Annotated in this window: 15 protein-coding genes; 11 read left to right on the top strand and 4 right to left on the bottom strand. The window is 48.7% G+C overall.

Features of this window, described 5'->3' with window-relative positions; all coding sequences use genetic code 11:
- On the top strand, positions 1 to 685 hold a 685-nt coding region (locus tag ACKOVI_RS04755), incomplete at its 5' end, for a GDP-mannose 4,6-dehydratase (RefSeq protein ID WP_509602912.1).
- Here ACKOVI_RS04755 and ACKOVI_RS04750 read toward each other — a convergent pair.
- Entirely contained in the window at positions 672 to 1,487 is an 816-nt protein-coding gene (locus tag ACKOVI_RS04750; protein WP_509602911.1) for a metallophosphoesterase, read from the bottom strand. The two genes, ACKOVI_RS04755 and ACKOVI_RS04750, sit on opposite strands and share 14 nt — an antisense overlap.
- Before the next feature lie 36 nt (positions 1,488 to 1,523).
- On the opposite strand from ACKOVI_RS04750, the gene ACKOVI_RS04745 reads away from it, so the two are divergent.
- From ACKOVI_RS04745 to ACKOVI_RS04735, 3 genes are read left to right on the top strand one after another with little or no spacing between them, the layout of a single operon-like run.
- Positions 1,524 to 1,982 (top strand): GatB/YqeY domain-containing protein, encoded by a 459-nt coding sequence (locus ACKOVI_RS04745; RefSeq protein WP_509602910.1) that lies wholly within the window; start codon positions 1,524 to 1,526, stop codon positions 1,980 to 1,982.
- Positions 1,982 to 2,134, top strand: coding sequence for a Sp36 family protein (sp36, locus tag ACKOVI_RS04740; RefSeq protein ID WP_509602909.1), 153 nt, complete (start codon positions 1,982 to 1,984; stop codon positions 2,132 to 2,134). The genes ACKOVI_RS04745 and sp36 overlap by 1 nt, the downstream gene beginning before the upstream one ends.
- Positions 2,135 to 2,596, top strand: a complete 462-nt coding sequence (locus ACKOVI_RS04735; RefSeq protein ID WP_509602908.1) for a RidA family protein — start codon at positions 2,135 to 2,137, stop codon at positions 2,594 to 2,596. It begins immediately after the preceding gene.
- 22 nt (positions 2,597 to 2,618) lie between these two features.
- On the opposite strand, the gene ACKOVI_RS04730 is transcribed toward ACKOVI_RS04735, so the two are convergent.
- Complete coding sequence (locus tag ACKOVI_RS04730; protein WP_509602907.1) at positions 2,619 to 3,302, bottom strand: Crp/Fnr family transcriptional regulator; 684 nt, start codon at positions 3,300 to 3,302, stop codon at positions 2,619 to 2,621.
- A 17-nt stretch (positions 3,303 to 3,319) separates the two neighbouring features.
- Here ACKOVI_RS04730 and nth point away from each other — a divergent pair, with 17 nt between their 5' ends.
- Genes nth through ACKOVI_RS04715 form a run of 3 tightly spaced genes read left to right on the top strand, consistent with a single transcriptional unit; the run spans position 3,320 to position 5,018 of the window.
- The gene (nth, locus tag ACKOVI_RS04725; RefSeq protein WP_509602906.1) at positions 3,320 to 4,018 is read left to right on the top strand and encodes an endonuclease III; all 699 of its coding nucleotides are present in this window, start codon (positions 3,320 to 3,322) and stop codon (positions 4,016 to 4,018) included.
- Positions 4,015 to 4,551: a TlpA family protein disulfide reductase gene (locus tag ACKOVI_RS04720; protein ID WP_509602904.1), complete on the top strand. Its 537-nt coding sequence runs from the start codon at positions 4,015 to 4,017 to the stop codon at positions 4,549 to 4,551. Before nth ends, ACKOVI_RS04720 begins: the two co-directional genes overlap by 4 nt.
- Before the next feature lie 2 nt (positions 4,552 to 4,553).
- Positions 4,554 to 5,018, top strand: a complete 465-nt coding sequence (locus tag ACKOVI_RS04715) for a CvpA family protein (protein WP_509602903.1) — start codon at positions 4,554 to 4,556, stop codon at positions 5,016 to 5,018.
- On the opposite strand, the gene ACKOVI_RS04710 is transcribed toward ACKOVI_RS04715, so the two are convergent.
- A complete protein-coding gene (locus ACKOVI_RS04710) occupies positions 5,015 to 5,914 on the bottom strand; it encodes an ROK family protein (protein WP_509602901.1) in 900 nt (299 codons plus the stop codon). The two genes, ACKOVI_RS04715 and ACKOVI_RS04710, sit on opposite strands and share 4 nt — an antisense overlap.
- 14 nt (positions 5,915 to 5,928) lie before the next feature.
- Positions 5,929 to 6,810 carry an SIS domain-containing protein gene (locus ACKOVI_RS04705; protein WP_509602900.1) on the bottom strand — a complete coding sequence of 294 codons (882 nt, stop codon included), beginning with the start codon at positions 6,808 to 6,810 and terminating at the stop codon, positions 5,929 to 5,931.
- A 173-nt stretch (positions 6,811 to 6,983) separates the two neighbouring features.
- Between ACKOVI_RS04705 and ACKOVI_RS04700 the strand changes: the two genes are divergently transcribed.
- The 4 genes from ACKOVI_RS04700 to ACKOVI_RS04685 form a co-directional block, all read left to right on the top strand.
- Complete coding sequence (locus tag ACKOVI_RS04700; RefSeq protein ID WP_509602899.1) at positions 6,984 to 8,216, top strand: extracellular solute-binding protein; 1,233 nt, start codon at positions 6,984 to 6,986, stop codon at positions 8,214 to 8,216.
- 115 nt (positions 8,217 to 8,331) lie between these two features.
- Positions 8,332 to 9,219 (top strand): carbohydrate ABC transporter permease, encoded by an 888-nt coding sequence (locus tag ACKOVI_RS04695; protein WP_509602898.1) that lies wholly within the window; start codon positions 8,332 to 8,334, stop codon positions 9,217 to 9,219.
- Positions 9,219 to 10,073, top strand: coding sequence for a carbohydrate ABC transporter permease (locus ACKOVI_RS04690; protein ID WP_509602897.1), 855 nt, complete (start codon positions 9,219 to 9,221; stop codon positions 10,071 to 10,073). The genes ACKOVI_RS04695 and ACKOVI_RS04690 overlap by 1 nt, the downstream gene beginning before the upstream one ends.
- The coding region (locus ACKOVI_RS04685; protein WP_509602896.1) for a DeoR/GlpR family DNA-binding transcription regulator at positions 10,070 to 10,482 on the top strand (413 nt) is incomplete at its 3' end. The genes ACKOVI_RS04690 and ACKOVI_RS04685, both read left to right, overlap by 4 nt.

The raw sequence follows: 10,482 nt of genomic DNA, 5'->3' as shown, positions 1-10,482 counted from the left end.
CACAGGCCAAGTTGATGCCGTAGGCGCAGTGGGCTTACTTGAGGCAATCCGCAGCGCAGATATCGATACCCGTTTCTATCAAGCATCGACATCAGAGCTCTTCGGTTCTACCCCACCACCGCAGAATGAAAATTCAGTATTCCGCCCACAGTCACCATATGCAGCGGCAAAGTTGATGGCCTACTGGTGCACAGTTAACTACCGCGATGGGTATGGCATGCATGCCACCAACGGAATTCTCTTTAATCACGAATCTCCTCGCCGCGGTGAAACATTCGTCACTCGCAAAATCACTCGCGCAGTTGCAGCAATCAAGGCTGGCAAGCAAGACAAGCTTTTCCTCGGCAATATGGATGCTGTCCGCGACTGGGGCTATGCAAAAGAGTATGTCGAATCAATGTGGTTGATGCTTCAGCAAGATAAGCCATCGGATTACGTTGTTGCGACCGGTGTTGGCGCAACCGTTAAGGATTTTGTTGAAGCATCATTCTCACATGCTGGCCTTAACTGGGAAGACCATGTTGAGACTGATAAGAAGTACATCCGTCCAACAGAAGTTGATGCACTGATCGGTGATCCATCAAAGGCAGCTGATGCATTTGGGTGGAAGGCAAAGACCCACTGGAAAGAGCTTGCTCATCTCATGGTCGATGCTGATATCGAAGCTCTCGCTAAAAAAGGCTAGTCAGCGTCACCAGCGAAACTTCCGGTGGACTTGCAACGCGAATGCGCGCAAAGGGACTTGTTCCCATTCCCGCTGATACATGTAGGTATGGGTCATCATCGTTATACGTAAGTCCACGGGCGCGCCAATTCGGTAAGTCACAATTGGTAGTAAGTGCCTTTGAACCACCAGGCCATGGCAATCGAATCTGCCCACCATGTGTGTGGCCAGCGAAAATCGCATCCAATTTGTCGTTGCTCATACCTTCAATGATGCGCAGATATGGTGCGTGAGTTACACCAATTGCTAAATCACATTCTCCGGGTTCGCCTGCAACAAGTGAGTAATCATCAAGCTCAAGATGGGCATCATCTGTGCCGCGCGCTTCTATAACTGTGTCATTTATTTTTATGGTTGCGCGCGATCTATTGAGGTTCTTCCAGCCACGTGCTTGTAGACCAGCCTCGAGCTCTGGCCATGGGAGATCGGCACCATGGACTCGTTTGCCGTGATCTGGCAGTAAATACTTCAGAGGATTCTTTGGCTTTGGTGAATAGTAATCATTAGAGCCAAAGACAAAGAAACCCGGAATATCGAGTAACCCATCGAGAGCATCAAGGACAGTGGGCACAGCCTTCATATCAGCCAAGAAATCCCCAGTGCTAATGACTAAATCTGGGGAGTACTTCACCCACGATTTAATATCGGCGATTTCGGTCTTACGCTTTGGAGTCAGGTGCAGATCTGAGAAATGCAGAATCCGAATAGGCGCATGACCTTCAGGAAGTACCGGAATTTCAGCTTCGCGGAGCACGTAACTCATGGTGAACAAGATACAGGGGCATGAGAAGATTCACCTATGAGTCTAAAAGAAAAACTCCACGAAGATTTAACAGCGGCCATTCGCAGCAGCGACAAGTTGGTATCAGGAACCATTCGCATGGTACTTACCGCTATCACTAATGAAGAGGTCGCTGGCAAAGAAGCACGAGTACTGAGCGATGATGAGATCATCACTGTGCTCTCTCGCGAGGCAAAGAAGCGACGCGAAGCTGCTGAAGAATTCGCAAAGGCAGGCCGCACAGATAAGGCAGCTGAGGAAAAGGCAGAAGGCGAAGTAATCGCTAAATACCTTCCTGCTCAACTTACTGAAGACGAGATCAAGAAGATTATTGCTGATGCAGTTGCATCAACTGGCGCTGCAGGACCTGCCGATATGGGCAAGGTGATGGGCGCTATTAAGCCACTGATTGCAGGAAAAGCCGATGGATCACTCGTTTCATCGCTCGTGAAATCAACTCTCGCTGGAGGAAATTAATGAAGTTTGAATACGCAACTGTCCCGCTCTTGTCTCACGCTACAAAGCAGATTCTTGATACGTGGGGTTCTGATGGATGGGAACTCGTACAAGTAGTTCCAGCACCAGGCGGCGAGCAGCTCGTTGCTTATATGAAGCGAGAGGTGAAGTAAATGTTGGTAGATGTTCGCGCGAAGTTAGCTGAAAAGGGTCTGACTCTTCCTGTTGCTACAAAGCCGCTAGCTGCATATGTTCCTGCAGTTCGCACCGGCAACATTGTCTTCACGGCTGGCCAGCTTCCCATGGTCGATGGCAAGATCGCACGAGAAGGTAAAGTCGGCGCTGATGTCACTGTTGAAGATGCTTACGAACTGGCAAAGATCTGTGCAATTAACGCACTTGCGGCTGTTGAGCTCGTTGCACCTGTTGACTCAGTTGTAAAAGTTGTTCGCATCGTTTGCTACGTTAACGGAGCACCGGGATTTGTTTCACACCCAGCAGTTGCCAATGGAGCATCTGAATTATTTATGCATATCTGGGGTGATGCAGGAGTAGCAGCTCGTAGCGCAATTGGTGTTGCAGAGTTGCCTTTGAACTCACCTGTTGAGGTTGAGCTAACAGTCGAAGTTGCTTAACCGAAACGGTTAAGCAAGGACATTATTTACCGCGCTTTTCGAGGCGCTCGACATCGGTGATCAGCACTGCGCGACCATCGAGACGGAGCCATCCGCGACCAGCAAAATCTGCGAGAGCCTTATTAACTGTCTCGCGTGATGCGCCCACAAGCTGAGCAAGCTCTTCTTGTGTGAGGTCGTGGTGAACAAAGAGGCCTTCATCGGTAGCTTTACCGAAACGTGTACCAAGATCAATAAGCGCCTTAGCAACGCGTCCTGGAACATCTGAGAAAACGAGATCGCCGACTGCTTCGTTGGTGCGACGTAGGCGCTGAGCTAAACGTGCGAGAAGTTGAAGTGAAACATCGGGATTATCGCGAAGCCATGGAATCAGCTTTTCGTGGCTCAGTGAGAGAAGCTTTGCATCAGTGACTGCAGTTGCAGTTGATGTACGTGGTCCTGGATCAAAGAGTGAGAGTTCGCCGAACATCTCGCCTGGGCCGAGGATTGAGAGAAGGTTCTCACGTCCATCACCGCTAGCTGTTCCGAGCTTGAGCTTTCCATCAACGATGACGTAGACGTGCTCGCCTTCATCACCTTCTTTAAAGAGGACTCCACCCTTTGCAATCTTTACCGGGTCCATTGAGGCGCGTAGCGATGCAGCCGATGCATCATCAAGCGCTGTAAAGAGCGGGGCGCGACGTATAACTTCATCATCTTGAGGCACACCGGTACTTTATACCGGTGAAGGCAGATACGGAAAATCGAAAGCAAGCCAGGGCGATTTACCGCATTCTGACCAAGACCTACCCAGAGATCCGATGTGAGCTTGATTTTAAAAATCCACTTGAATTAATTGTGGCGGTTGTACTTTCAGCCCAATGCACAGATAAGAGGGTTAACCAGATTACGCCAGCTCTCTTTAAGAAATATAAGAGCGCTAAAGATTATGCAAAAGCTCCGTTGCCAGAAATTGAAGAGTTCATATTCTCTGCTGGTTTCTACCATGCAAAGGCCCGTCATCTCAAAGGTCTTGGCACGAAACTTGTTGAAGAATTTGATGGAGAAGTTCCGGCAACGTTGGAAGAGTTAATCACACTCCCAGGTGTCGGAAGAAAAACCGCAAATGTTGTTCTTGGACATGCATTCAATATTCCAGGAATCACAGTAGATACTCACTTTGGACGGTTATCTCGACGCTTTGAGTGGACTACATCAATGGATCCCGTCAAAGTTGAATTTGAAGTGGGAGAGCTGATTCCTCAGAAAGAGTGGACCAACCTTTCACAGCGCATGATCTGGCATGGACGTCGCATCTGTCACTCTCGCAAGCCCGCGTGTGGAGCATGTCCGGTCGCTAAAATCTGTCCATCAGTCGGTATCGGCGAGATGAATCCCGCAAAAGCAGCCCTATTAGTAAAGACAGATAAGGACTTCCGATGAAGCTGAGAAGTACCGCAGTTATTGCTCTCTCTTCGCTTCTTATTCTCTCAGGATGCGGAAAATCAGAACCTGTCATCACCGGCGAAGTCGTTGCCTGTAACCATATCGATCTCATTGAGAATCCCACTCAAGAAGTTTCCGCAGAATGTCTCGACAGTTCACCAGGTGTGAATATTGCTGCGATTAAAGGTCCGGCAATTATCAACGTCTGGGGATCATGGTGTGATCCATGTAAAGAAGAGATTCCCTATTTTGTCGAGTACTTCCAGAGTAAGAATCCACAGGTTCAGCTCATAGGCGTTGATGTAGAAGAAAAGCGCATTGAAGATGGGCGAATGTTCGCTCGCACCCACGGGATCATGTGGCCAAATCTCTTTGATGCAGATGGTTCGACGCGAAAGTATTTTGGTATGGGAGTGCCAGTAACCTGGTTTGTTGAAAGCGACGGAAAAGTTTTGTACAAGAAAATTGGCCCTATTAAATCCGTGGAAGAACTTCGTGCTCTCAGTTTCAAATACTTTGGAATGCGATAAAGATGATTTTCGATCTGATAGTTATCGCAATCTTCTTCTTTGAGGTAAAAAGTGGTTTCCAAGATGGTTTTATGAAGAGCCTTCTCAAAACCATTGGATATATCGCAGGTGCTGTTGGTGGGCTCTACTTTGCTCTGCAATACAATCACAGCGGCTGGGTAATCTTTGCAATCCTCATCGGCGCAGGAATCGGTTCCTGGGTCGGTTCCATAGTCGCAAAGGCGTTGAAACTTACTGTTTTGCGTGGTCCGCTTGCCTGGATTAACTCATGGGCGGGGGCGCTCTTGCATGGTCTAAAAGTTGCTGTTCTTGCCTATGTTGTCGGAACAGTTTTGTTGTGGGCGCCATGGGCTGCGGGACAGAATGCAATCGCCGAGAGCAGGGTGTACTTAAAGCTCAATTCTTATGCTCCATCGATCCTAGAAAATCTTCAAGACGAAATTGGCAAGCGCTTCGAGAAGTTCTAATTCTTCTGTTGCACTAAATCAAAAGCTAACATCGCACATCCCACTGCCCCAGCCTTTGCGCCAAAGCGCGCAACCTTCAGTTCTGGCATACGTTGGAAGGTGAGTGAGCCCTCCAGATATTCACGAATTGGCTGGAGAAGTAATTCTCCAGAACGAGCGAGCCCACCGCCGAAAATTATTGCCTCTGGTGCAAGCATCGTGATGACATATTCACATCCACGAGCAAGTGCAAGGGCAGCTGTATTCCAAATATCTGCAGCAATAGAATCACCGGAAGTCACGAGAGATGCAATTTCTTCTGTTGACTTCGCATTACCGGTGCGGTTTTTATAAGCAGTTGAGATTGAGAGCGCAGATGAGGCAGCTTCTAAGCAACCCTTTTTTCCGCATACACAATCGAAGTCTCCATTGACATTGATATGTCCAATCTCGCCTGCAAAACCATCGGAGTAGCGAATCTGGCCATCAATCACGAGGGCTGCTGCGATACCGGTGCCGATAGCGATAAATACTGAGTTTTTATAGCCGGTGGCTGCGCCATCGCGATGTTCTGCAACGCCTGCTGTACGAATGTCGTGGCCAGCTGCAACCGGGATTCCGAGACGAGCCTGTAATTGATCGCGGATGGGAAAGTTTTTCCATCCGAGATTTCCAGACCAGCGACAGATTCCGAGTGCATCATCGAAGACGCCAAGAACACCAAGACCTACGGCAGAGACTTCATGCTGCAACGAATATTCGTGAACGATTTTTTCAATGAGCGCCAGAGTGAGCTGACCGTCAGGATCTGGCTTTGGAGTTGCAGTGCTCGCGGTTGAAATGATGTCGAATGCGTCGTTGACTAACGCGCTCTTAATCTCTGTTCCACCGATATCGACTGCGACTACATACTTCACAGCGGTGAGTGTAATTACTTATCGAGGATGATTGAGCGAGATAGCCCGCGAGGATTATCTGCGTCGACTCCGCGCTTCTTTGCAATTGCGATGGCTACGCGTTGAGCACGAATCAAATGTGCCATTGGGTCCAATGTGCTGGATTCAAAAAGTGCACCTGTTGCTTTGATATCGCGCACGAGGTCGGCAGGAATTTCTCCAAATGCCCAGACAGCACGACCTGGCTGAGAGATTGAGAGCGGACCATGGCGATAGTCGAGAGCTGGATATGCCTCAGCCCAGAACTGTGATGATTCGCGAGTCTTTAACGCCGCCTCGTGTGCGAGACCAATCGTCCATCCCCGTCCCAGGAATGAAATTTGTTCGACCTCAACGAGCGCGCTGATGTCACTTGCTAAAGCCTCTTCGGCATCCTTCACGATTGAGGCGAGATCAAAACCAAGGGATGCGCGGAGAAGGCCGAGCGCTGCTGTTGCCCAACGGGTCTGCAGCACTGACTTCTCATCGGCAAAGTCCATGATGATCGTCTCTGTTGCGAGCTTCTCGACCGGGGAGTCGTGGATCGCAGTGAGGATGGTGGAGGGAGTTGAGACCTTTCCTAGGAGGTCGACAATCTCGGTTGTGGTGCCCGACCGTGAAATCGAGACTATGCGGTCGTACTTACGACCGTGGTTGAACTCTGAGCCAGCATAGACATCGGTCTCACCGTGGCCGGCGGCCTCGCGGAGGGAGGCATAGGCCATCGACATAAACCAGGAGCTTCCACAGCCCACGACCGCCACGCGCTCGCCCTTTTGCGGGAGCTTATGGAAGACAGAAGGTGCGAATTCAGCTGTCTTTGCCCATATTTCTGGCTGGGAGGCGATCTCAATATCTGCATGTAATTGGCTGCTCATGGGGCAACCATAAAGAGGGGCGGGGTGAGAAGTCAAGAATTTTTGCGCATTTTTGCATTTATTTGTTCGTTATCAAACAGTTATACGCAAACCGTTGATTTGGGGCTGGGGAGGATGTCTACTTCTCTCAACGAAGCCCTTCACGGGGCCCTACCGTATGAGGAGTTATATAGATGAAGAAAGTGACTCGCGTTAGTGCACTCGTTGCAACTACCGCATTGATCGCTTCAGCTTTCCTTGGCAATTCAGCGAAGGCAGCAGATGTAGTCGAGCTAAAGATGGTTGCTGCAGATTATGCAAACATGCAGCCATTCTGGGATGACCTTGCAGCTAAGTTCACAAAGGCAAACCCAACAATCAAGGTAACAGTCAACGTTGTCTCATGGGAAACTATTGATGACAAGGTAAAGACACTTATTGCAACAGGTCAGACACCTGACGTTGTGAACAAGGGTGACTATTCAGCAGCAGCTGCAGAAGGTCTTCTCTATCGCGCAGACGAGATGGTCAGCAAGAAGACTCTTGATGACATCGTTCCAACATTCCTCAACAACTCTAAGTACAACGGTGTTGCATATGCTGTTCCAGACTTGGCATCAGCTCGCGCACTCTTCTACAACAAGGACATTTTGAAGAAGGCTGGCGTTACAAAGCTTCCAACAACATGGACAGAGCTCGAGAAGGTTCTTAAGCAGATCAAGGCTAAGGTTCCTGGCGTTTATCCATACGCACTTCCACTCGGACCAGAAGAAGCACAGGCTGAATTCTCAATCTGGGCTGGTGGAAACGGTGGAGTTACATTCAAGAATGGCAAGTGGACAATCAACTCTAAGGAAAATGTTCAGACAATGACATTCCTTAAGAAGCTCACAGATCAGAAGTTGACACAGCCAAACCCAGCAAAGTGTGATCGCACAGCTTGTGCACAGACACTCTTCGCAGCAGGTAAGGCAGCATTCATCAACGGTTCAGTCTTCCTTCCAGGATGGCTCAAGGACAATGGTGGAGCAAATATCAACCTCGGTTCAGGTTCATTCGTAGCAGCTCCAGGTAAGAAGCCTGTAACACTTGGTGTTCAGGATTACTTCACTGCTTACAAGGCAAATGGCCACAAGGCTGAAATCACAAAGTGGATGGACTTCATCTTCGAGCCAACAAACTACGCAGCATTCCTTAAGGCTGCTGGTGGCTTCATTCCTGCAACAAAGTCAGCAGGAGCGAATGCAGCGAAGGATCCAGCACTTGCACCATTCATTAAGTTGCTTCCATCTGCAATCTTCTACCCAGGAGATCAGGCAGCATGGCCAGCAGTTAAGGGTGCAATTCAGCAGCAGATCGGTACTGCTCTAGCTAACCCACAGAAGGCGCTTGATGCAATTCAGGCGAAGGCTGTAGCAGCTAAGTAATACAAAAAAGTATGAAGGCGGGGGTTCGTGTTCAACCGCGAACCCCCGTCACTTTTTTCTTAAATAACCTTTCTTTGTAAGATGTAAGTTCAATAACAAACTTGGGAGATTCCAAATGTCAGGGCGCACGATGAATAAGTCTCGTTTAGGCGCACTTCCTTGGATCGCTCCAGCGATCATCATGATTGCAGTCTTCGTCGTCTGGCCTGCTTTCGAAATGATTCGCACATCGTTTCAAAATGTTGGCGCGACAGGACAGAGCAAAGGCTGGGCGGGGTTCAATAACTATCACACTCTTTTGCAGAACCCGGATCTCAAGAACGTCCTCATCCGAACATTTATCTGGGTCTTTGGTGTCGTCTTCTTCACGATGATTATCTCGTTGCCTGTTGCACAGTTACTTAATGCAAATTACCCAGGCCGAAAAGTTGTTCGCTGGTCAATCATCGTTCCATGGGCAGCATCTCTTGTAATGACATCAACTGCTTGGAAGTGGATCCTTGATGCTTACTACGGCGTGCTCAATGAGATTGCAATAGATCTCCACCTCCGCAAAGAATCAATCGACTGGCTCGCAGATACAAAACAATCATTCATCTGGTTGATGGTTGTTGCAGTCTTTGTATCGATTCCATTTACATCATTTGTAATTCTTGCAGGTCTCTCCACTGTTCCAAACGATATTAAAGAAGCCTCACATGTCGATGGTGCCACTTCGTGGAAGAGCTACCGCCACATCACATTCCCATTGCTGAAGCCGTCACTTTTTGTAGCAGCGGTGATCAACTTAATTAACGTCTTTAACTCATTCCCAATCATCTGGGTTATTACCCAAGGTGGACCTGGTTATGAAACCGATACAACCACCACCCTCGCCTACAAGATCTCCTTTAGAGACCAAGATGTCGGGCAATCAGCAGCGATGGCGGCGGTCAACTTCGCAATTATTCTTGTATTTATTGGTCTTTTCCTCAAGGCATCGAAGAACCAGGAGCAGAACTAATGAGCACCCAGGTACTTCCAAAGCGCCATAAGCGTTTTACCGGCAAGAAGGTTTCACTCACAATCTCTGCATGGACGATGGGATTCCTCTTCTTTGCCCCGTATCTCCAGATGATTTTGACGGCGCTTAAGTCACAAGAAGAAATCACAGCAATTCCTTCCACCTATCTTCCTAAGAAGTGGGCATTCAGTAACTTCACGGGTGTATGGAAAGAGATTCCACTTGCTACCTATCTGAAGAGCTCATTCATAATTTCTATTAGTGCAACACTTATTGTGATTGCAATTGCAATTCCTGCAGCATATTACGTAGCTCGCAACGAATTTCGTGGCAAGAAGGCATTCTTGTTACTTGTTCTAGTGACACAGATGTTTGCGCCAACGGCACTGGTTGTCGGAATTTTCCGTGAAATCGTTGCCTTCAAACTAGTCGATACTTATTTAGCTCTGATTCTGGTCTACTCAGCTTTCAACATGGCTTTCTCAATCTGGATTCTCTCAAGCTTCTTTGCCAGTATTCCTAAAGAAGTTGAAGAAGCTGCCTGGATTGACGGTTGCTCTCGCTTCACAACGCTGACAAAGATCGTGCTTCCACTTGCTCTTCCAGGTCTAGTGACAGCCTTCATCTTCACTTTTATCGCTGCTTGGAATGAGTTCGTCATTGCACTGACCCTGACATCCTCTCCAGAGCATGAACCACTCACAGTTGGCTTGACTGCTCTAATTGGTCAGTACCAAGTGCAGTGGAACTATCTCTTCGCAGGCTCACTTATTGCAATCGTTCCAGTCGTTATTCTCTTTGCACTTATTGAGAAGTGGCTCGTCGGTGGTCTCACAGCGGGCAGCGTGAAGTGAATAAACAGGATCGCCTCAGTCGAATTCTTGAGATAGTTGTCGAACGCTCCAGCGTTGAAGTGGAAGAAGTTGCCGACATTCTTGATGTCTCTACCGCCACAATCCGTCGAGATTTCGACTCTTTAGCCCGGCAACAACTGCTTTCCCGCACGCATGGTGGAGCTGTTGCAACTGGCGGATCGATCGCACTTCCGCTCAACTACAAGATGGCCAAGGGCGATGAGGTAAAACAGCGTATTGCTGAAGCTGCCGCTGAATTAGTGTCGCGCCACGATGTCATCGGTATTAACGGTGGAACTACAACAACGGCAGTAGCGAGAGCAATCGTTGCCCGCCCTGAATTTTCTGCCGGAGATGCCACCGAACCGCAGCCGGCGCTGACAGTTGTCACCAACGCCGTCAATATTGC

The organism is Candidatus Planktophila sp., from assembly GCF_046070465.1.
In the GTDB taxonomy this organism is placed as follows: Bacteria; Actinomycetota; Actinomycetes; order Nanopelagicales; family Nanopelagicaceae; genus Planktophila.
Note: the sequence above shows the minus strand (reverse complement) of the source record. Positions and strands in the feature narration are given on the sequence as shown.

Coding starts and splice junctions, on each gene's coding strand:
- ACKOVI_RS04700 (WP_509602899.1), top strand. CDS start 6,984: ATGAAGAAAGTGACTCGCGTTAGTGCACTCGTTGCAACTACCGCATTG.
- ACKOVI_RS04690 (WP_509602897.1), top strand. CDS start 9,219: ATGAGCACCCAGGTACTTCCAAAGCGCCATAAGCGTTTTACCGGCAAG.
- sp36 (WP_509602909.1), top strand. CDS start 1,982: ATGAAGTTTGAATACGCAACTGTCCCGCTCTTGTCTCACGCTACAAAG.
- ACKOVI_RS04695 (WP_509602898.1), top strand. CDS start 8,332: ATGTCAGGGCGCACGATGAATAAGTCTCGTTTAGGCGCACTTCCTTGG.
- ACKOVI_RS04705 (WP_509602900.1), bottom strand. CDS start 6,810: ATGAGCAGCCAATTACATGCAGATATTGAGATCGCCTCCCAGCCAGAA.
- ACKOVI_RS04735 (WP_509602908.1), top strand. CDS start 2,135: ATGTTGGTAGATGTTCGCGCGAAGTTAGCTGAAAAGGGTCTGACTCTT.
- ACKOVI_RS04715 (WP_509602903.1), top strand. CDS start 4,554: ATGATTTTCGATCTGATAGTTATCGCAATCTTCTTCTTTGAGGTAAAA.
- ACKOVI_RS04750 (WP_509602911.1), bottom strand. CDS start 1,487: ATGAGTTACGTGCTCCGCGAAGCTGAAATTCCGGTACTTCCTGAAGGT.
- ACKOVI_RS04745 (WP_509602910.1), top strand. CDS start 1,524: ATGAGTCTAAAAGAAAAACTCCACGAAGATTTAACAGCGGCCATTCGC.
- ACKOVI_RS04720 (WP_509602904.1), top strand. CDS start 4,015: ATGAAGCTGAGAAGTACCGCAGTTATTGCTCTCTCTTCGCTTCTTATT.